The sequence below is a fragment of the Fusibacter fontis genome, from assembly GCF_055378735.1.
In genome coordinates this window covers 2,318,108-2,342,001 of record NZ_AP042445.1, presented here as the reverse complement: position 1 = coordinate 2,342,001, position 23,894 = coordinate 2,318,108, and the positions used below count along the sequence as shown (strand labels likewise).

Below are 23,894 nucleotides of genomic sequence, written 5' to 3'. Positions count from 1 at the left end.
AAACGGATACCTGCTCTTTTTATTTCAGTATGAATATATTATAATGAATATATAAAATTTAGAATTAGACTGCTACACAGATTAGACTGCCACACAGATTAGATTCCACATATTAGAGGATAAACAATGAAAATTTCGAGTCAAAAGGCACTCATCGTAAGACAACTCAGTAAATACTTAATCACAGGATTTACAGCATTTGGACTGGAATATCTTCTGTATCTCGTCCTCTATAAAGGGTTTCATATTCACTACATCCTTTCGAGTATGGTGGTCTATGCCCTGGTGTTTATGTTTTCCTTTTTGACGAATCGCAAATGGACCTTTCAATCAACGGGTGATATCAAACGACAAACCATATTGTACTTGATGTTGTTTTTATTTAATCTCGTAGTTTCAAATCTATTTCTACTTAAGTTCTTCACAGAAGTTGTTGGAATGAGTCCGCTGATTTCTCCATTTTTCAAAATGGCATGTGTCGTGTGCTGGAATTTTGTGATTTACAAATGGATCATTTATAAGGATTAATTGTCAGAATTAATTATAGTACGAACTGGGAGCATGTTTCATTTTGTGAAATCGATCGAACTGGATATATATGTTGATAAATAAAGAATCAAGAGGTGCTACGATGAAGATACTCGAAGGAAAAACATTGGCCATCATCATTCCCGTATTCAATGAAGGGGATGCACTTGTACATCATTTCACTGAACTCAATCGTATTTTGAAAGAAGATGGCATCACTTGTGAATACTTATTTGTAGATGATGGCTCGACAGATCACACATGGAAGGTACTTCAATCATTATCCAGTCAATATGATTCGGTAAAAGCCATCCATTTTGCGCGGAATTTTGGGAAAGAAACAGCCCTTCGTGCAGGGATAGAGTCGATTGATGCAGATTACTATTTGACGATGGATTCTGATTTACAGCATCCTCCGAAGTACATCAAACGCATGCTTGAAATAATGGATACAGAAAAAGCGGATATCATCGATGGCATTAAAGCCACGCGTGGTCATGAAACCTTAAAAACCAAATTCTTGGCAAAAGGATTTTATAAGTTTTTAAAGATCATGTCTGACATGGAAATGGATAACTCTTCTGACTTTAAACTCATGAATCGCTCGGTAATTGAATCCTTAAGAGCCTTTCATGAACGACATGTATTTTTTAGAGGGATTGTCAATTGGGTCGGATTTAAAGTCGTAAAAATGCCGTTTCACGTCGATGATCGACAAGAAGGCAAGACGCATTTTAGCTTTACTAAGCTTGTTTTCCTAGCATTTGATGCCATCATTTCATATACGAGTAAACCCCTACATCTCGTTATTTATAGTGGTCTTATATTCTTTATATTTGCATTGATTATGGGCGTGCAAACGTTATACAATTACTTTACTGGTCAGGCCATTAACGGTTTTTCAACGGTCATTCTACTGATTCTGATTACGGGCTCAATGGTGATGTTTTCACTTGGAATCATCGGTCTTTACATTTCACGCATTTATGACGAAATAAAAAGACGCCCTCGATATATCATCGATAAGCGCCTTGATTAATCCGACTTTTATTGATTCAGAGATGGAATTTGTTTTTTCTCTCGTCTTAATCGGAGCATGTAACATGCTATGACGACTAAGATAGAAACAAGAGAAAGTGTAAGTCCTAACAGGAATCCATCTGGAACATAGCGAAATTCAACTGTATGAGAACCTTTTGCAAGTGGAATGCAAATAAACGCATTCTGAATGGCAAAAGGTTTTATTTTTTTCCCATCAACACTTACAGACCAACCTTTTTCGTAAGGGATGGAAGTGAACAAGATGCCATTTTCAGATGCATTCACAGTGCCTTTGATATGCGTCGATTGAAATGACTCTATTGTCATCGTATCTTTAGAGAGTTTCTCATATACAGTCTCAAAGGCTTCGTGGTCAAATGTAACGGGCTTCACAATAAAGAATCCCGAATACTGGGCTTGTGTTTCAAAATTGATCTGAACGTCCTCTCCTTTTTGAAGGTACCCAAGGTCGATGATGAGGCCGCGTCTCATTTCATATTCGGTTGCTTGACCGTGTACCGTAATGGTTGTTTTATAAGCGTGATTTGCATGCATATACACATACATCTGTTTACTTTCAGGCGCTTTTAAATGTAGCGTCACGTTTCCTACTTTTGTCGCATCTTCATTTGTATAGGAATATCTGCCATCATGCGGTGCAGCGACATTCATGTTGACATAATCTGCAGTGAGGATATCAACCGGTCGAAAGAGTGAAAGATCATTTTTAGTTGCTGCCCGTACAAAATCTTCTTGAACGTCGAAGACATCAGAAGATTGTGTATTCCATGTGTAGAATGATTGATCCACCATAAATCCAAGAGTCGATGGATAGTTATTGCGATAGACGTGAACTTGATTGCTGTCGAATACTTTTGTCATTGTAGCGCTTGGATAATCACCATCTTGATTTCTGCCTAGAAGATAATTCATATTGAGAATCAAGTTCACAACGGGTGTATTACTTGAGTATAAATAGCGATTAGACTCTGGTGATGCAGCAAGTCCAATGCGTTGCATGAGCGTCGTCACATTGGCATTGGCTGTGGAAGAAAACATGGAAGCACCTTGATAACCATAGAGTGTCGGATCGTTGGTGGTATACCATTTTATCATATCCGTTCGCGTAAACTGATCGGATTGAGTATCAATGTATTGAACGGCGGCATCGACATCTTCCTTAAGGTATGGATACATTTGTCTGCTTGAACTATTGGTACTAGTGGTTCCAATAATGCCGGAAAGAACCACTTCACCGATGATCAAAATAGACAACCCGATTGCAAATGTATGCTTCGGTAAGCGTTCTCTATGGGAAACAACGACCAACACGCCGTATAAAAGTGTTAGTCCTAAGCTAACTAAAAACATTTCATCTGGCATTGGAACGGTTAATCCAAGCATCGATCCGAGTTTCCAGTCGATGAGTAAGAATAAAATAAATCCAAATAGAATAATCCCTACATTTCTCAGTCGAACGCTTTTATAAGACTTAAAGCCTTCATATCCCCAGCTAATGAGTAAAAAAGACAATAAAAATGAAAATCGGTAAGGCACTTCGTTAGGAAAATGAAAACCATGCCAAATATAATTCAGAACATTGAAATTAAAGCTCAGCATGAAAAAGACAGTCAACAGGAAAGCGGAGACTTTTTTTCGAAACGGAATCTCTGGAGAAGCAAAAAAGAAAGCCATGAAAAATAAGCTCGCAAATCCTGAAAAAATATTTGGTAGACCGCTTTTAACGGTAGGTGCAATAGTCGGAAGCAAATTGTTGACCAGTGCAAGCGTTTCAAAATACGGTTTAAATACTTGAGGGAATGTGCTATTTACCGCATGTGTTAATTGTAATCCTTTGTAAGTAGGAATCAATACAACAGAAGCGATGCCAATTGCCAAAAGTGAGGCAATTCCCATGGTAAGCGTTTTATGAAACAACCACTTAAGTTGAATTTTCTGGTTTTGACAAATCAGCAGAACAAAAAAATAAAAGAGAAGAAAGAGACAAATAAAAAATCCAATATAAAAGTTACTGATGAGCGCGAGACTGAGTGTGAGCGTGTAAAGAATCCATTTTTGATGCTGAATCAGCTGATGAACACCTAAAATGATGAGCGGTAATAGTGCGACTGCATCGAGCCACATAATGTTCCAGTAATAGCCCATGTTAAAGCCGCAAAATGCGTATAGTAGTCCAAATAAAGTGATGGAAATATCGTTTTTATCAAAGACGCGCTTAATGTAGATGGAAAAGAAAGTTCCCGCGAGTGCAATCTTGAGTCCAGTTGCCAGCATCATAAACTCTCTCAAATAGGCTTTTGGAAACACAATGGAAAGTAGATAAATCGGGCTAAACGCATAATATGCCATGATGAGGAAAAAGTTGACGCCTAATCCCGGATGCCATGAATAAAAGAGCGATTCCCCTGATTGTAACTTGTGATGCAGCTCCTGTAAAAACGGATAGTACTGATGCCAACTGTCGATGACCATAATTTGTTGATCGCCAAACGGAAAAATCTCTATAACTGCGAATCCAATAAGTATAACGACATAAGCAATTAAAAAAGTGCTGATAATCCATCGATTGCGTTTGATAAAATCTTTAAATGCCATATAATCCCCCTGTTAGCGATCTATATTGATCTTCTATATGGATGAATGAAAATGAAGTGTTAGAATATATCAATCTCGTTTAATTATATAATAGAATGGTCATGATTTGTATCTATAAATATGGGAGATCGTTAAAAGTTATTAAAGTTTAAACTGATGTGTGTGACGATTGAGATTTTCTGCTTGTGCATTGAGCTCTTCACTTGAAGCGGCGGTTTCATCTGCCGTGGTACTTGTTCTTAAGATACTGTCAGAAATATGCTGCATCCAGTTTGAAATTTCCATAATTGCAGTGGACTGACTTGTGTTGATCTTGTCAATTTCAAGACTGCTGGCTTTAATCTCTGAAACATGCTTTTCAATCGTCTGAAAGTCGCATAGCATAATTTCTGATTGATTAAGTCCAGCTTTTGCTTGTTTAAAGACACTTTCGATTAAACTTGCGGTTTCTTTTGAAGACTGAGAGGATAATTTTGCTAAGTTTTGAACTTCTTCAGCAACCACTGAGAAACCTTTTCCAGCTTCGCCGACACGTGCAGCTTCTATAGCGGCATTGAGCGCCAATATATGTGTTTGAAAGGCTAAATCATCAATGACCCGATTAATGCGTTTCATTTCGAGCGCCGATTTCTCTAAATCCTGCATCGTGTGAACCAGTTGGGAAGCACCGTTTGTCCCACTTATCACTTCAGAAATGGCATTTTCTGAAAGCATTAGCCCATTTGAAGCGTTTTCAGCGCTTCGCCTTGCATCCCTTTCAAGCTGTGCAATAGAAGTCGTGATGCCTGCTGCTGCATGGGACTGTTCACTGGCATCTTGAGAAAGTTGCAAACTCATCTCACTTAGATGTGCAGCACCTTCTGAAACCTGTGAAGCGGTTTGCTGAATTTGTATGGCAATTGAGCGTAGCTGATGCTGCATCTGCTGAATAGAGGCAGATAATTTAAGCACTTCACCTTTGCCGATATCGGGCATACTGCTTTGAAGATCTCCATTTGAAATAGCAGTTGTCGCCGTCAGCATGGTCTGTAAAGGCAACGTAATCCATTTTCGAATAAATAGATCGATGACAAATATTGTGGATAGCATTAAAACAAGTGAAATAATAAGACTTCTAATAAATTGCTTAATAAAAAACTGGTAATTTTGTTCAATATCAAAATCCGTACCTATAACAGCGACCACACGTCCACTATCATCTTTTACTGGAAAATAACTGCTCATGAGCCTTCCAAAGTCGCCATTTTCGTATTTTCCAGGGATTTCTTCTCCGGAGGTTTCAAGCATTTCATAGATAGATTCATAGTCAGATTCTACTGGCGTAGAAAGGGGCGTAAAAAGCGGATTTCCAGCTTCATAGCCATCTGCAAAATAAATCCATTGTCCTTCAAGTTTAAGGGACAGATAGACGAATTTTGCCCCTGTCACACCTTGAATGGTTTCAATTTTTGATTTTATTTGAGTATAAATATCTGAAGTTGAATCGCCAGCCGTGGCAATTTCAACATAATCCTCTAAGGATTGTTCAACTTCAGGTGCTATAAAATTTTTTACTTGAACAGCTCTTGAAATGGCAGTTTCTTTGACAAGGGCCATAGAATCTCGATAATGACTAGCAATTAAAGCAACTGTAACAATCACTATGATGATAGCAGTTACAGTTATCATTCGAAAGCGGATACTCGTTTCATTTTTTAAGATTTTCACAGTGACCTCCTTGAATTCATCGATGGTATTATACCCGAAGAGAGAAAAGAATAACAAAGTACAGTTAAATGACAGTGTCACGCGTGACATTATCCACAAGCGTTTGTATCACTTTAAACAAGGTATAAATTAAACGTCGAGGACTGAGGAATGGATCGTCGATGGTTTGTTTTGTTTTAGATGTTTTACTTTGTATAAGGAGGATGTGATGAAACAGTTTTCTAAAATGGGCACTTGAATACTGTGGAGCAAATAGTGCAACCGGCCTTTCTTTAGTCATTAAAGAGAGGAGTATGTTATGAAAGTAGGTAAAAAATTTGTAATGATTTTACTCAGCTTGATGTTGATTGTCGGGGGACAATCGTACACATTTGCTGAAGAAACGGATTGTGGCCCAATCCCGATTCCGCAAGTTTTAATATCAGCAATTGCAGAACCATCAAATGGTGGTACAGTCTCAGGTGCGGGTATGTGGAATCTTTTTTCAATTTGTCACTTAACCGCACAACCAGCCATTGGATATTCTTTTGATCACTGGGAAATGAAGTTACCAATGAGCAGTAATTACCATTCAATTACTGAGATGGATCGATTTTTTAATGGAATTGAAATATCCAATCATCCAGATGGAACAAGTGACTTAACACTACCAGCAGTATCTCCACTAGATTTTAAAGCAGTGTTTAACATGGAGTATTACACATTGACTTATGGTTCAAATGATTTGAATCTAGGAACAGTTACGGGAACTCCAGCAGATGAGTATCCTTACGACAGTCCAATAACGCTTATTGCAAATCCGCTCGAAAGTGCACGATTTGTCAACTGGACTGAAACAGGAACAACAACTGTTTTTTCAACAAATAGCACTCTAAATATTGGAATGCCAAACCATGATCTCTCATTAACAGCGAATTTCGAACCAATTCCAATGCGACATGTCCAGACAGTTGTCGACCCTGAAGGAACTGCACAAATCGTCGGAGGAAATGGGTATTATCCTGAAGGCGAACGAATTACCATTACAGTGATACCTGAAAATGGTTATTGGTTTCAATATTATTCGGTTGAACCACAGCCGATGATTACGATTAACAGTGGGATTGAACCAATGAAAAATTCCAATTATTGGTCATATCCAAATTCTTTTGAAATCACCGTTCCAAGTTATGATATTATCGTAACCACACATATGTATGAACTTCTTGAGTATCATCTAAACCTTTCTGTTTCTCCAGAGGGCTCTGGAACTGCAGAAACATCTGGTATATATGAAGATGGCGAAACCGTCACTATGACAGCTACACCAAACAGAGGGTATCAATTTGTCAGATGGGAATTTGATGAAAATCCATTTGTCGTCTTGTTAGACGGTGGATCAACGCCTCCTCCAGTACCTCCAATTCCAGGCAATCCTTGGGTTGTATACGACAATCCATTGACACTCATTATGCCATGGTATGATTTAAATGGAACCGCTATTTTTGAACCAATCCAAGGTTATAATGTTGAAACCATCGCAGATCCAATGGAAGGTGGGAATTTAACTGGTGCTGGACTCTACTACCCTGGTGAAACATATACATTAACTGCTACTCCAAACACAGGGTATGAATTTGTGAAATGGACTTGGGTTTATGAAGAAGAAATCATTGAACCGAAAGAAACAAGTGAGTATTCAACACTTGATACGGGTTCAGAACCCATTCCAAATGAAAATGATAACCCAACATTATCCGATGTCATGGGAGAACGAGGTGTGATTTATACAGCACACTTCAGAGAAATTCCAAAACACAATGTGACATTAATCGATGAACCTATTGGAACCGGTACATTGAGTGGTAGTGGCGTCTACATGGAAGGAGAAACCTATACCATTTCAGCTGTACCAAATACCGGATATCTGTTTAGTCATTGGTCATGGGAAGTCATTGAAATCCCTGAAATAGAGATGCCTGTTTCCGTTGGTTCACAAGTCCAAATTCAACTGGATTATGAAACCGATGCAGCTTACACAAGTGATCAAGCGACCATGACTGCAGTTATGGGAAATAGAGACATCACTTATACCGCTCATTTTGTACCAGTACCAATTGTAAATGGTACAGTGAGCATCCATTGGACGCACAATGGAATGGATATCGTTGCACCAGAAACAATTACTGGTCAGATTGGAACACCATATACAACCAGTCCAAAAGTATTTCCAAACTATACTTTAAATGAAACGCCAGCCAATCAAAATGGTGTTTATGTAGAAGGAAACATTGATGTTATTTATCAATATACCTATGTAGCACCTGAAATTCCAACAGAACCTCAAACAGAACCTGTAACAGAACGAGAAAGAGAACCACAACCTGAACCTGAAACTATACCAACAACTGAACCAGCAACTCAGCCAACCACAGTAGTCATTGAAGAAGAAGTGACGCCACTTGCAGCGTTTGATATTGATCGTTTTTATGTAGATGAACCAGATGAAGCAGTTGTGCCAGTGGTTGAAGTAGAAGAAGAAACTGTACCTCTTGGAGATGCATTGCCACAAACAGGTCAACTTCCTGCTGAGCTATTCTATGGTTTAGGAGGAATTGTTGCAAGTATTGGCGTATGGCTTCGTAAGAAAAGATAAACACTCATAAGCCGTATTAGATGAATCAAAAAGGCGTATCCTGATTGGGATACGCCTTTAAATCGTGTTGAATAGATCACTTATTATAGAATAGATGCTTTAAGAGGATTTTCTCCATCTGCCGTCATGTGCTTGATTTGAGTAATGTGAAGATCTTGCTGTAGTGGGAATGAACTGAGAACACGTTGTAAAATTTGTTCCATTAAAGGGGTATCCACTCCTGGCAACAAGATCACCATTTGTGACTCGTTCCACTGGGTAAACGTATCTCCGCTACGCAAGTGCTCCATAAAGTGTTGTTTCAGTCGGTAAAGCTTTAAATCTTCTTGCGACTGAGAATATCCTTTTGTTCGACTGATGTTCACAACGCCGATGCTAAATGCAGCCTTTGACCGTTGACTCCTGCGTCTTTCGAGTTCATAAATAGACTTAAATACTTCGGGTTCGCAGAAAAATGCATTTTCAAGGGTGATTTCAGATTCTAAAGACTCAAATGGTGAAGTTCCCATATCCGCATCCGCTGATGGTGCGTGTGATTTTAAGAGCTTTTTGTAGAGCAATTTCATTTCAGTTGAGGGTTTTAACCCCATTTCTTGATAGTAAAATCCCGTAATGTATTCATAATGCTCGAGAGCCTGCTTTTGTTGATTTTTCTCATAGAGTGCTTCCATTAAGTAGATATGAAAAGGTTCTTCATAGACATCTATTTTAATAGCGCTCTGACAAATTTCAATCATATCGTCGTACAAACTCAGTCCACGCATTAATTCAACGGCATTCGTAACGGTTTTTAGGTACAGTCTTCGATAGTGATTCCTCACAGAAAATACCCAGTGTTGATCGTAACAGTCTGGTAAATAATCGCCTTTATAAAGAGATAAAGCTTCTTTATAGTTCCTTAGTGCTACTTCTGGTTGATTTGATTTTGCTAAATCGCCTTGCTTGATCAGAGATTCAAAAACATCGATATCTACTTGATACTGAATTTGATCGTTCCATTTATAGTACCCATTTGTAAATAATAAGGTATTCATATGATCGGAACTATCTTCTTCAAGTAATGATTGACGTAGTCGATGCATTTGTCTTCTGAGTGTGCTTCGAGGATCATTGTAAGATTCAGAGACCCAAAGTTGATCCGAGAGAGATTCTGGCGTAAAAGAACGATCTCGGTGTGTGAGCATAAACTTGTAAAGTTCCCAAATCTTTTTAGAACCAGATGAGTTAGAAACTAGAGAATGCCCATTTTTCAAGACGTCAAACTTTCCGAGCGTTTCTATTATAAAATTTGGTTGTTCTTGATGCCTTTTAGACAGGTGCATGAAAAGTCCTCCAAATTCAGTGTAATTCTCACTTTAATTAGACTACAAAAATAATTTGTCTGTATTATAACATTAAACATTGGAAAAGAAAATAACCCATTGAAACTAAAAATTGACCACTTAGTGAAAAAAAGAAGCGCTTCACTTAATTATTGCCCTGTTTTCATAAATTTAAACCGCATGTATTGGCTTTTTTATAAGTATTTCAAAATAAATCACTCTTAACAGATTATTCACAAAGGGGTCATAACTAATACACAACTGCCTTTTATAATAAAACCATGTTAAGCGATATTCAGATTGTTTAACACACAATAAACCCCCAAAATATTTATGTAAATTGCAACAAAACCCCAATGATGAATTCCGAGTGGGTAATCCCCCAAATTTTCCCACTCGAGAGATTCCCCCCTTCTTAACTATATTTATTAGTTGGAGACTTAATTCGATGAGAATTTAAGTCTTTTTTTTTACTTTTTTTTGATAAGGACACTTCATGAAGCCTGCAACAAAGATGTCATGTTACAAATTGAATACAAAATAGGTGCTATACATAAAGAAATGATATACTTAAACCGATAATAACTAAGTAGACTATCTATGGTGATATTAAGGGGTGTATATATATGAAAAGAAAACTAACACTAATTTTAGCGTTATTGATGATATTGACGACATTACCACTTACAGAGCTCGCATCATATGCAGTGAGCGTAGGAATTACAGGGAGTTTGACGCGTGAAGTCACGAGTATTAAATACTCCATGACACATGAAGTCTTTGAACGTCAAGGGGGATATTTAGAAATCTTTGGTGAAAACTTAAAAGATGTAGCCGTACTCTTTGATACAAGTGATGGTTATTCTGAACTTGGATCTCGAACCACCAATACAGAAGATTTTATTAAAATTACGCTCACCAGCGTCCAAGCGGCTAAAATTTTGGGAGATGTCCGCATTGGTAACAAAATATTCAACTTAAATACAGGATCTTTCCCTAATATTCAGAGTTCGGATAAGCAAACCGTGAATAAAGATGCGACTAATCCACTTGAAAAAGAAATTAATTTCAAGGGGAATTATTTGAATGCGCTTAATACTGGTGCAATTACAGGGACTTACGGTGTGGGTCTTGCGACGACGAGTATGGGAACAGGACAGACAGCAACCACCCTTAAACTTAGTAATATCACCAATCCAGGCGCACTTGGATATCAAAATATCGTTTTTAATAAAACGACAGGAACAGACCCTGTTATTAAAGTAGAATACACTTATAAAAATGCGTTTAGAATTATAGAAAATCTCGGTGTTGATGATGTGCGTATGTTCCCAAATACGGGTGTTAAAGCTGACCCAACTAAAGGGATTGAAGCGGATGAAGTGTATTTTAGATCGGATAATTTTTCCGATACACGCAATTATCAAGTGTACTTTTTAAAAGCCTTAGATGGATCAGATAAATATACCGATGTGAACAAGGCACAATTTGTTTCACTCGGACTCAATGTCAATGGCAATGAGGACGTTTTAACAGTTAAAGTTCCGAGTCATGTGGATTTTGAAAGACGCAACTACTATGTTGTCGTAACAGACGTTCAAAATGGACAGGTTGTTGCAGAACAAGTGGTCAAGAAAACCGATGGAACATTTGATGAATTCACAGTGATACAGGCGGACTATAAACCTTCTATTGTAGGGATATATCCTGAAAAAGGTCCTGACACAGGCAGTTCTGTTGAAATTAAAGGAAATTATCTATTAACGCTTAATATCCCAGACCTCGGAGGCACAAATGGCGCATTTAAAGAAGCACCAGCTGGCCTTTCAAGTGATGAAATCCTCCTTTTAAAATATACCGACGGTACGTATAAAGGAGAAAACGTCACCATTGAACGTCAAATCAATATGCAGATCGGTAAAAAAGTAAAATTCTTACGTGATGCAAACAACGCCTTTCAAATCGTTAAAGGTGCTACCGACCAAGTGATGGTCATGACGGGTAGCGTCTCCGATGCGGAAACGGCACCACTTAAAGACGTCGTTGTGGAGATGAAAACCACGCTTAAAGTCAAAGACAACCTCAACGGTAACCTCGGTAAAGAATTTGTTTTTAGCCAAGTGATTTATAAAAAAGAAGGATTTGAATTTGAACCAAGTACATTTACACCTATTATCAACACCGTTGCTCCGAATGTTGTACAAATTGAAGATACTGCAAGTGGGTATTCGAAACTTAAAAATGACACACTCATTTCATTAAAAGGCGACAAATTCTTAGTAGACCGTGTGGTTGAAGCGGATGGCACTGTTGTTGTAAGAAAGCCAACTGTTTTAGTGAAAAAGAACAACGATAATACGTTTAACAATTTATATCAGATGGGATTTTTCCCAAATGAAGAATATACCTATACTATAGCAGGAAACAGCTATACCGTTGTAGGGGTTATTAAATATAAATTCAATGAATCCGATCCGGCTGAACAAGTGCTCACGTATGCTGACGGACGACCAGTCCCTCTGGAAATGACGGTTCTCGACAAGACTGGGAAAGTCGTGGACGGTACATCTAATAATCAAATTGGAACCAAAATTCTCATTCGCGTACCGAATGTAGCGTTGATTCGGGATGGCGGAATTAAACATATTCAAATTACCAATCCAACGAGAAAATCGGATATTTTTGGCTATTCAGCCATCAAATCGGATTTTATTGAGTTTGTCAAAACGTCAGATATTCCTGTTATTGAAAGCGTTAAGCCAAACATCATCACCGTCGAAGGTGGGGAGGAAATCGTCATTACGGGCTCCAACCTTCAAAATGGCATGAAGCTCTTTTTAGACGGTGAAGAAATCAAAAGTTTTACAAGAGAACTCGATAAAACGGGCAATAAAACACTGGTTACTTTTAAAGCGCCTCCAGGAAGAGAAGGAACAACACAGCTCCAAATCCTCAATCCAAGTGGCGGGCTTGCTGTAAGTGATTTTACCTACGTAAAAACATTTAATAAAAACCCTGTATTTGATAGTTTTTCTCCGAAAATTGGAACTTATGGCACACTGGTCATCATCAATGGCGACAATTTCTTAAAACCGGATCCAACTGCGGTGAGTGAACGTGGCGTCGATGCATTCCGATTAATCGGTACACGCGTTGTAATGGATGGAAAAGAAGTCAACAGCTATAAAAAAGATCCAACGGGTTCGATCGTATTTGATGCGTATGTGTCTCCGGATGAAGAAGCCATCATTACGACGGAAGTCGGCAAGGCAATTTATTCAGATTTTTATGAAAATGCATCTGTTTTCAATCAATCCACTGGTGAAATGGCGTCGTTTTCAAATGACGAGTTTGACAATCCAGCCATTGCAACTTCCACTCAAAGTTATGCCATTCGATATGAAAATGGTGGGTTCCAAGCGTACAATGCCAACAATCAGCTAGTGGGCGCTGTGACGATTAGTTATACAGCAGCTACAGGCGTTACGTTAATTGCAATAGCAGGTGGTCCTGTATTTGAAGCGAAAATGAACAATCAAGTTGCGCGTATTGATCTCAATCAAGAGGGTAAAAAACAAGTTTTCCTAGCGGATTATGCAGACTCGGTGACGTTTAAATCGCCTGATAACGAGCGATTCACGCTTTCTTATAACTTCGCAGAAGAGCCTGTTTTAACAAATGGTCGAGATAAATCGTATATCTTAAAATACAAAGCACCCAATTTATTTGTTGCAGAAGATGCTCTAGGCAATCAAAGACCTGTTCTTGTGACGGATTTAGGACTTGAACTAGATGGTACTCCACTTAGCATGATTACGCCATATACGGTCAATGTGACAAATGGCAGAATTGAAGGAAATTTAACCAAAGTTCTTTCTAAAAATCAAATACTCTTTGAAGTTCCATCTTTGACAACTGGAAAAGGATACAAGGATTTAATCGTCGTCAATCCAGATACCAAAAGTGCAAGCAAACTTGAAGAAGAAGGTTTCTACTATATTTCACAATCGACATCTAATCCTGTCATAACTGATATTCAACCTCCAAAAGGATCGGTTGATGGTGGTTTCTATGTCACCATTTCAGGTCGTGATTTTGAAGATGATGTGCAAGTATTTATTGACTCTGTCTTAGTTCCTGCTCAAGATACGTATGTGTCATTAGATGGTTCTTGGATTAAAATCAAGATGCCAGCATCCATTAAAGATTTAGACAAGGAGTTCGGCGTAGATGAACTGGCTGTACCAGTCGTCGTCGTCAATCCGGATGGAGGAAATACCGGAAGAGATAAAGGTTTTATCTATATTATTCCGCTTTCAGATCCAGTGATATCTCGAATCGTTCCCAATAGTGGATCGTCTAATGGTGGTGAAATTGTTGAAATCGTCGGTTACGAATTTAGATACTATGAACCGTACGAAAATACAGTAGGAGGTCCAAACTACGATCCGGGAGATGTCTTTGTGGATCAATTTAAAAACGGTGTTTGGGATGACTTACTTTCACCAAGTGTCGATCCAAATGCCATCACAAAAGTACCGAATATTACCAATCCTTATTATACGCATCACTATGAATCGGTGATCTTGCCAAAGATCTACTTTGGTGAGAATGAAGCGAAGATCGTCGAATACTCAAAGGGATTTATTAAAGTCATCACGCCACCTCATGCAGCAGGTGCTGTAGATGTTTATGTCATTAACAACGATTCAGGCGTCAGCAACAAAGTAAAATACACCTATATGGCGACCACTCCGATTCTATCAAAAGTAGTGCCAGATTTTGGTCGACGTCAAGGTCAAGAACCAAAAGACTTATATGGCTCCAAAATGTATCGTTCCATTATCTATGGATATGCACAAGATGATGCAACACAAACGCAACTTCTCAATAATGTCCAAGCACTTGTACGTTTTGGGGATATTGATAATCGTGAAATTCAGAGAATTGCACCAAATTCAGGTCTCATCAACAATCAACGGACAACTGTTAATCTAGAGGGCGGCCTGACCGTCAGTTATTATGGGGATTCTGGTGAAGTCAAGTTGACTTTAACCGAGAACAATGTCATTTACACGAGAACATTTAAATACAATAATAATACCGTCTATGTGCCACTGGATATGCTTAAAAATTCAGCAGGCGATTACTACGTGCCTTATGGACTTAAAGGTGTTGATGCAAAAACGTACTCAGGTAACGTGTATGAATACATTAAACTTGAGATCAGCGACAGACGTCTTTTTGTAGAACGTGGATATGCACCAGAAGTTAATTATGACAATGAATACCACGTCAATTTAATCACACCTTCATACTTTACAATCGGTTCCGTTCCATTGACGTTTTTTAACATCGACGGCGGAAAGGCGACAAAGAGCTTTACGTACACCAATCCAGCCAGTGAGCCAAAGATTCTTAATATTGAACCACAAGTACTTTCGTTTGATAAGACTAAATGGTTAGTGGAATCCTCTTACGACGGTGGAATTGACATTGAAATTATAGGTAACGACTTCCGTGAAGGCGTAAGTGTTTATATTGGCGCTTATAAAGCGACAATTAAAGAGCTGACGTCCAAACAGATCAACGGAGTCACTTATGATTTAATCGTGGCAACCGTACCAAAAGCATCCGTCAACGATGTCAACCAAGAGTATCCAATTATGATTGAAAATCAAGATAAAGGTCTTGCAACTTCTAATAATTTAGAGGATTTGATCGGAACAAACTACGGGACTGAAAAACTTCCGTTCTACTTTGTGTATAAAAAGCCGCTATCAGGTCCGAGAATTGATACCATTACGCCGACGAAAACTTCCATCTATGGGGGCAATAAAATCGTCGTTAAGGGGAGTGACTTTAGAGAAGGTGCTTATGCCATCATCGGAACAAGAGCGGGGATACCTATCTATAATGGGGTGATTTCAGAACGTGGAAGCGTGTATACATTTACAACGCCAACGAACATGACGCTTGGAAAGAAAACCGTTCAGATACTCAACAACGATTACGGAATCGCCATTAAAACAGATGCACTTACCGTTGTCTCTGCACCGACGGTGAATCCAGTAGTTTACGATGTAGATGGCAATATCATCAACCGAATCCACGTCACTGGAAATCAAAAGATTATGTTAAAGGGTACTGGATTTATGGAAGGTGCCAAAGTCTACTTTGGTGGGGAATGGCTTACAGTAGGACCAAAAGATAAGGTACCTGAAGTAGAACAAGGGGTTTATCGTGATGACTCCATCCATTATGTCAAAGGTGGTACGCAAGCTACAAGCGTTGAGTTTGTGGATAGCAACACCTTGATTGTGACAACACCAGTCGTGGATTTTGAAGATAAAATTTCCATCGTCGTACTGAATAGTGATGGAGGTATTACTGATAATTCTGCTAAGATTGAATTTACAGTGCCAATACCACAAGATCCACAAAACTTGAAAGTAGCAGTGGTAGACAATAAGTATATCAAGCTCTATGACTATGTATCGAATACGTCTAATTATTTTGAAATTTACGTATACATTGGAACGAAAACGGATACAGAGTTACTCAACAAAAATTATATTGATTTTAAATATTTAGGCATTACCAATATAGAACCTTATAAGATCACTTCACTTCCGGGACTTGAAAATATGGCAACAGCTGAGCGAATCGTGTTTGTTTTAAGAGGTGCGAACAAATTTGGTTTATCTGGATTTTCCAATATGGCATCGTTAACCTTCCAAGACATTAAAGATATCAAAGAGTTGGGACCAGAAGATGTCGATGGTGATTTAGGGGTACCTGCAGGTCAAAACTTTACATCGTCAGAAAATGGCGGAATTTTGAACGTAAATTTCGCATCCAAAATCACCAGTGGACAAATCGTCGTTGACGTCAGCGATCAAGTTAAATCGACGACGACCATTAAACGTTTGGTTTTACCAGAAGCACTTGTGGCATCTAACCTATCGAGCATCATCGTGAATTTTGGTGCAACACAGTACCGATTGACACCTGTTGCACTGAATACATCGACCTTTAAATCGGTAGCGGATTACTATAACGCCTATGCTAGGCTGACAGAAAATACGTCGAAGTCCACAGAAAGATTGTATTTAACGCCAAATATTCGCGGTAAAAAACAAGTTTCTAAAGTCACATCAATTGAATTTGACGCCAGTGCAAACGAGCAAGTAAAGGCATTTTCACAACTCGCAGGTACCATGGATGTCACGTTTACCTATGACGCGATTGGGCTGACAATGTCACAAGAATCCCTCGTTGGACTCTATAGATACAGCACGAAAACCAACACCTATATTCCTGTAGCTGCAACAGTAGACACGAAAAATAACAGAGTCATCGCGAGAATTGATGAATCGGGTGATTATGTTTTACTAACAAATATCAAATAAGGAGGCAAACATGAAAAAGCTCTTATCTCTCTTCATCATAATCTGTATGTGCACATCGTGGATTGCCTTTAGTGACGAATCCTTTGATGTGCCCGTTCCTGAGTTTCGCGCTGTGAAAACAGACGTTTCAAAGGCCAATACTCTGACGGGCGCTGCGAAAGCAAAAGACATCATATCCAACTCGTATTACACAGATATTTCTGGCACATATGGCCACCGATCGATCGTTAAAATGGCGGCATTTGAAGTCGTTAAACAATACGGAGATAAAAAATATTATCCATCACAGGCTATTACTGGCTATGAAGCCCTTGGAATGCTTGTTCGCTTAAGAGGGAATGAGGCAAATGTCATGCAGAGAGTTTACGCTCAGACCGGCTCCTCTACAACGCCAGATAAGATGAAACTCATTATGAACCAAGAATATTTAACAGAAGCACAAATACTGGGAATCATAGATGATAAAGAAATTTTGAATCTTAATCAAACTGTCACTAAAGAAAAGATTGCCGTTTGGATATCACGTGCTATAAGTAAGAGTCCAAATAATTTACCAACCACTGTATTCACTTATTCAGATTGGGCAACGGTTACACCTGTCTATCGCGCACTTATAGAAGATCTTACGACAGATGGGATCATCAAACTCAGAAATGATGGGAGTTTTGGTCCAAAAACCACAGTTTCTAGAGGTGAAATGGCAGTGATTTTAGATGCTGCTTATGAAACACAGTATGCGGCACGAGGCATTGCATCTGGATTTGGTCTTGTCATCGGGATTAAACCTGAAAAAGTGTATGACAATGGCAACGTCATCAACCGCAATACCATCACGGTGAAAAATACCGACGGAACCGTTACAAAACTCGTCAGTGAAACACATAGTAAACTCGGAAAACAACTGGATTATGTGACCTATAAAAATGCCATCGTTTCAAACAATGCCAATATCGCCATGGGAGATGAAATTGAGTACTATACCATCGGTGGAGAATTGAGATTTGTCGATGTGCTAGATCATAATCTCGTACTAGAAAAAATTAATGCGAATAGTTCTGCAGACATTTATACGACGTTTCATTATGGAACGCTCATCGATATTCGCACCAAAAATCAAGTGAAAAATGGAAAAGCCATTATCTCTGAAATTTATCGCGTAACAGATATTACGGGGGATGTTTACGACATCATCGTAGATGAAGATATGTACTCTGGACAACGCGATGACATTATCACATATAAAAATGGCTCCGTTGGCGGCGTCAAAAAATTGGCCATCGGCGACGTTCTTGAATACCTCGTCAATGAAACGAAACAAGTGCTGTATATTAAAGTGGCACCGCTGGATAAGAAGAGCATTTCTGGTACTGTTCGCGAGATCACACCTCTTGCAGAAGATGGCCCCGCAACGATGACCATCTATGGTTATGACGAAAAACTTTATCAAGTACCACTGGCATCTTATGCCAACTTGCGTATCAACAGTCGCGTCACCACACTGAGTAATTTTGTTTATGGAATGCCTGTAACCGCTGAAATTTCAAATGGTTACATCATATCTGTGGATGGAGAATCCTATAGTGGAGAACCGGGATACATTCCGAAATATGGGAAAATGCGCATCGGAAAAGTGGTTGATATTTATAATAATAGTATTCAAGTTGAATTATCTACAGGCGTATTAGAACTTTATGCCATTAATGGTAGTACTACATTTTCTAAGGATGGAAATGTCGTTTCCAAGAGCGCTCTAAAAGTAGGTTTACCAATCAAAGTATATTTTGATGATATTTCTAGCATGATAGCGAGTAAGATAGAAATTGAAGCACCAGAGGTTTTATTTGAGATTATTTATAAAGGTAAGATAAAAAATGTAAACGCAGCTAAAAAAGAAATCATATTTACTGGATCAGATGGATTATCAAAACCAGAGTATATTTCAAATAATGACTGGATTTCAGCTGAATCATTCACAGTTGATTTGAAGACAAATACGGATACTGAAATATATGTAGGGAATCAAAAACTTAATATAACGGAACTTCAACGTCAGTATGGTAACTATGAGGCGTATGCAGTTGTTAAAAAAGTATATGGTGTTTCAACTATTGTAAAACTCACTGTAAAAACAGGTGGCGAAACCCTATATTCAAGTACTGTTAGAAGTGCTGATCATACGCAAAATAAATTTGAAATTGCAACAAAAGAGAATTTTAACATCACTGAAGGAACTATTGTTATCAAGGATGGCCTTGTAGTACCAAATTCCAAACTGGAAAAAGGAGACACTGTCTTTGTAGTATCTGAAAGAGTTGAATCAAGTCGTAATGCTATGATTGTAAAAGTGGTTACACCTTATGACAATATATTTAATCGTATCCGAATCGGTGCAATAGAACAAGTCAATCCGAATACGATTACATTGAGAAATCATACAGGTTATACCAATAATGTTTTAAATTCACCGAATCCAAATGAATCAGGCCCATACAATTTGGATACTGATTCAGAAATTATTGACATGACTGATAAAGATAAGTTTAAAAGTATTAAGCCTAAAGACTTTTTTAATGATTCGTATGCTAAAACTGAAAATCAGGATAAAAACTATCGACAGGATTTACCTGGTCTTCAATTCAAGCGATATTATACATTCATGGTAGTTAATGAATATGATAATAGTATTATAGCGATGCATTTAAGACATAAAGGTTTATTGATTAATCAAAATATCGATGATTCTGTCTATAAGGAAGAGGATGTTGCAAAAAAACTTAATGAAACATTCGCTAATGCAAAACTCTCTAGAGGGATTGTCACCGATAAAGATTTAACATGGAAGTTAATTCAAATTACTGATGCACATCAAGTTGCAAATTATACTGGGCAGTGGGTGGCTACAACAGCCAATATATCTATCAGATACACGGATTCAATAATAATAAAAGGAAATAAGGTTATAGCTATTGATGATATAAAAAAAGGTGATTATATCTACACTATGAGTATTGATAATACAGCTCTTGTCATCTTTGTAGCTGATTAAAAACTATGTTACTAAAATTGGCTGAATTTTATACATGTTAATTCAGCTACTTTAGTAACTATTGAGAGTTAGGAGAATGAGATGAAGAGAAAGATCAAAATAAATATGGTGATTTTACTGATTTTAATCAGCATTGTTACACCATTTTCACATGGACAAGTCATCTGGATAGATGGTGGTTTAATTGGTGATCTCACAGTGTCTGGAACCTATGAGTATCAGGAGCTTTGCTTTATCACTGGTGAACCTGTTCTTTTAAAAGGACTTGTTAAAGTTCCTGAAGTACCAAAAGACAAGAATAAGTATACACTGGGCTATTCTTTTGAACTAAGTAATGTTGAAAAAGGGATTGAGTTAGAACGGAAAATCACTTTTGATGTCACGAAAGAAAATAATGATAGTATTAAACAAACGAGTTACAAAAAAAAATTGAGTAGTCCTAAACAATATACAGAGACGATTACAACAACAAATAACGTTTTTACATTAGATAGTAATAGTTTTTTTGAAACAAGTGCTATAACACATCATTCAGCAATAGACTATATCTCCGGTAATGTAAGTGCAGAGAAATTGTACTATATTGATGGAAATTTTTTTGAAAATAATGGAACTGTCAAATATACTATAGATGCAAAACCAATTGTTGGGTATGATCATCTATATGGCAGCAATATGACTTATGTCATTCATCAAAAAATTGAAACAAGAAAAAAAAATCCATCTTACGATGCAAACAATACAAGTTCAAAGCCAGAAATCATCTGGACTGGAACTGTAGATATTGGTATGTCATCTGGTGTAAATGTTAGCTTTGAGAAGCAATACACTGATCCACAGTCTATAGATATTGATTCTCAGTATTTTCAAGTAAAAACAACCGAAAATGTACTTGTATACAAATATGTATTACCATCTATAAAGGATGGTGTAGTTAACGAGAACGAAAAAAAAATGTACACGGGTGAACTTAAATTGAGTAGTGATGAAATACTTGATAAAAAATCACTCAATGTCACTCATATAAGAGATATTGGCGGTCATGCAGCACAGGAGGAAATTGAACTCCTAACTTCTCTCCAAATTTTTGATATAGAAAAGGAGTATTTTGTACCAAATGCGCCAATTTCTAGATTGGAGTTTGCAAAAGCAATTGTCGTTGCAACAAATGGAGTTCTGCCAGAAACAAGTAAGACGGAATTTTACAAAAGAACCAGACCAGGAGTAGAAACGCCATATTTAGATATTTTGCCGAGTGATCCAGATTATAATTATATTAAGTATATAAAAGATAATGATATTATGTCTGGGAAAGACAGTAAATTTGATCCTAGCAATACAATAACACGTTCAGAAGCAATCGCTATAATGATACGAGCACTAGGTCTACAATATAAAGCACCAAATCCACCATATAAAACTGGATTCGTAGATGATAATGAAATTCAAGCGTGGGCAAAGGACTATATTTATGTTGCCAACGAAATTGGACTTATCACTGGTACACCATATGGTCAGATTTTACCGAATGAACCGTTGAAAAAAGCAGAAGCTGCAGCTCTGATAACGAGTTTTATCAACCATTTGAAGGACAACATGCGATATGATTATCGAGAGAAGATTCTGAATAGATGATAGGTAATATTCAATAGGTAATAGGTAATCACAATGGGCAATTGAAGACACTCCAGTTACATCAAGTCTGCAGAATTGACAAGTTTAATAGTGACATAGTCATAATTAAAAGATATCAACTTGGTTTAAACCTCGCTATAGCTGAGAGCGTTCGCATTCGGTATAGCGAGGTTTTTTATAAGGCTTTTTATAAGGTTTTTTATGAGGTTTTTTATGAGGTTTCTTTGAGGCTTTTCATGTCAAATATATCGTGTTCAAGGTTTACGCTAGGGGCATTTTAAATTATAATAAGAGAAAAACAAACAAAGAGGTGTAAATGGTCATTTCCAACATGATACAAGAAAGAGAACTACATAAAGAGCATAAACTTGCGATTCTATTGGTGTTCCCAATTCTATTACTGCTATTTGGCGTGTACCATGCACTCATGCGAGAGAATGGACTCATTGATTTGGAAGTAGGTCTATATAAGATTATTCAGTCGCCGACTACTTTAATCACGGATTTTATCGTAGTTGGAGGTCTCGGAGCAGCCTGTATCAATGCATCGTTGATTGCATTTTTTAACCTTTATCTACTCAAACGATTTAAAATGAGGATTAATGGACTGTTAATCGCGGCATTTTTTACCGTACTAGGCTTTTCCTTTTTCGGAAAGAACATCGTCAATATCCTTCCTATTTATTATGGCGGGTATTTATATGCAAGATACCAAAAGATTCCCTTTAAAAATATCATACTTGTCATCATGTTTAGCACAGCGCTTGCACCAATTGTGAGTTTTATTACGTTTGGGGGGATTTTTGAAGAAGGCTTTAGTTATCTCATGGGACTTTTAACGGGTATTGGCATAGGTTTCATCATTGTGCCACTTTCTTCACACATGATTCGCTTTCACGATGGATATAATCTTTATAATATTGGATTCACAGCTGGAATCATTGGAACGATTGTCACAAGTGCCTTGAGAAGTTTCAAGGTGGAAATTGCACCAGTCTCTCTTATAAGCGACACAAATGATCTCGGTCTCATTCTCGTGTTAGTGGTCTCATTTTTGTACTTAATTGCCATTGCAATCGTCATCAATAAAAATATACTAAAAGAATATAAGGCGATCTTTGAATATAAAGGAAGAACCATTACAGATTTCACTTCGCTCGTCGGATACGGAATGACCTTTTTCAATATGGGCGTCATGGGGCTTGGAGCGATGGCGTTTGTCGCATTGCTCGGTGGTACGTTTAATGGACCAGTTTTAGCGGGTATCTTTACTGTGGTTGGATTTTCAGCGTTTGGAAAGCAACCGAGAAATTGTTTTCCCATTATCGCAGGGGTTTTATTAGCTGGATTATTTTTTAAATACGATTTTTCAAGTACGACTTTTATCATCTCTGCATTATTTTCAACGACGATTGCACCGATCGCTGGGGTTTATGGACCAGTTGCAGGACTTATCGCCGGTGTTTTACACTTGACAGTTGTGACAAATATCGGTATTATCCATGGAGGGATTAATCTTTACAATAACGGGTTCGCTGGCGGTATCGTTGCGGGCTTTATGCTACCGATTATCGATGCATTTAAAAGGGGGAACTCTAAGACGTGAGACATGAAATTAAGAAAATCTGCAAAATTGTCGATGAATTAACGACGTTATTTTTAAAAGAAGATACCAATGAAGTTGATTTCAAGATCATCACAAGTGATGAGAAAACAACTCTAAAAATCATTGATTATCATACACAGTATACAGATGAACAAATTGAACACTTGAAAAATATTTTAAACAGGCAAAGACAGTCTGAAATTGAAGAATACTACTGGCAACTTGCCGGAGAAAATGATTCTGAAGACGAACTGACGCTCATCAGTGCAATGATCGACACAGCAGTTGTTGAAAAAAGAGAAGGTAATCTGTATTTGGAGATCGTTAGAGCGAATAGATAAATAAG

At 37.8% G+C, this 23,894-nt stretch carries 11 protein-coding genes and 1 riboswitch; of the genes, 8 read left to right on the top strand and 3 right to left on the bottom strand.

What is annotated here, in order from left to right; genetic code table 11:
- Positions 1-126 precede the first annotated feature (126 nt).
- Positions 127-528 (top strand): GtrA family protein, encoded by a 402-nt coding sequence (locus ACZ41W_RS10435; protein WP_464311924.1) that lies wholly within the window; start codon positions 127-129, stop codon positions 526-528.
- Positions 529-631: 103 nt separating this feature from the next.
- A complete protein-coding gene (locus ACZ41W_RS10430; protein ID WP_464311923.1) occupies positions 632-1,567 on the top strand; it encodes a glycosyltransferase family 2 protein in 936 nt (311 codons plus the stop codon).
- A gap of 8 nt (positions 1,568-1,575) precedes the next feature.
- On the opposite strand, the gene ACZ41W_RS10425 is transcribed toward ACZ41W_RS10430, so the two are convergent.
- Both ACZ41W_RS10425 and ACZ41W_RS10420 read right to left on the bottom strand, forming a co-directional pair.
- Positions 1,576-4,185 carry a YfhO family protein gene (locus ACZ41W_RS10425; RefSeq protein WP_464311922.1) on the bottom strand — a complete coding sequence of 870 codons (2,610 nt, stop codon included), beginning with the start codon at positions 4,183-4,185 and terminating at the stop codon, positions 1,576-1,578.
- Between the two features lie 141 nt (positions 4,186-4,326).
- Positions 4,327-5,892, bottom strand: coding sequence for a methyl-accepting chemotaxis protein (locus ACZ41W_RS10420; protein ID WP_464311921.1), 1,566 nt, complete (start codon positions 5,890-5,892; stop codon positions 4,327-4,329).
- A gap of 192 nt (positions 5,893-6,084) precedes the next feature.
- Positions 6,085-6,168: riboswitch (cyclic di-GMP riboswitch) on the top strand.
- Positions 6,169-6,190: 22 nt separating this feature from the next.
- Here ACZ41W_RS10420 and ACZ41W_RS10415 point away from each other — a divergent pair.
- A complete protein-coding gene (locus ACZ41W_RS10415) occupies positions 6,191-8,527 on the top strand; it encodes an InlB B-repeat-containing protein (RefSeq protein ID WP_464311920.1) in 2,337 nt (778 codons plus the stop codon).
- Positions 8,528-8,610: 83 nt separating this feature from the next.
- On the opposite strand, the gene ACZ41W_RS10410 is transcribed toward ACZ41W_RS10415, so the two are convergent.
- Entirely contained in the window at positions 8,611-9,849 is a 1,239-nt protein-coding gene (locus ACZ41W_RS10410) for an AfsR/SARP family transcriptional regulator (protein WP_464311919.1), read from the bottom strand.
- A 626-nt stretch (positions 9,850-10,475) separates the two neighbouring features.
- Between ACZ41W_RS10410 and ACZ41W_RS10405 the strand changes: the two genes are divergently transcribed.
- The 5 genes from ACZ41W_RS10405 (at position 10,476) to ACZ41W_RS10385 (ending at position 23,889) form a co-directional block, all read left to right on the top strand.
- Entirely contained in the window at positions 10,476-17,261 is a 6,786-nt protein-coding gene (locus ACZ41W_RS10405; RefSeq protein ID WP_464311918.1) for an IPT/TIG domain-containing protein, read from the top strand.
- Positions 17,262-17,271: 10 nt separating this feature from the next.
- Positions 17,272-20,307 carry an S-layer homology domain-containing protein gene (locus ACZ41W_RS10400; RefSeq protein WP_464311917.1) on the top strand — a complete coding sequence of 1,012 codons (3,036 nt, stop codon included), beginning with the start codon at positions 17,272-17,274 and terminating at the stop codon, positions 20,305-20,307.
- Positions 20,308-20,388: 81 nt separating this feature from the next.
- The gene (locus ACZ41W_RS10395) at positions 20,389-21,942 is read left to right on the top strand and encodes an S-layer homology domain-containing protein (RefSeq protein WP_464311916.1); all 1,554 of its coding nucleotides are present in this window, start codon (positions 20,389-20,391) and stop codon (positions 21,940-21,942) included.
- Between the two features lie 316 nt (positions 21,943-22,258).
- A complete protein-coding gene (locus tag ACZ41W_RS10390) occupies positions 22,259-23,548 on the top strand; it encodes a DUF1576 domain-containing protein (protein ID WP_464311915.1) in 1,290 nt (429 codons plus the stop codon).
- The gene (locus ACZ41W_RS10385) at positions 23,545-23,889 is read left to right on the top strand and encodes a hypothetical protein (protein ID WP_464311914.1); all 345 of its coding nucleotides are present in this window, start codon (positions 23,545-23,547) and stop codon (positions 23,887-23,889) included. Before ACZ41W_RS10390 ends, ACZ41W_RS10385 begins: the two co-directional genes overlap by 4 nt.
- Positions 23,890-23,894: the final 5 nt, after the last annotated feature.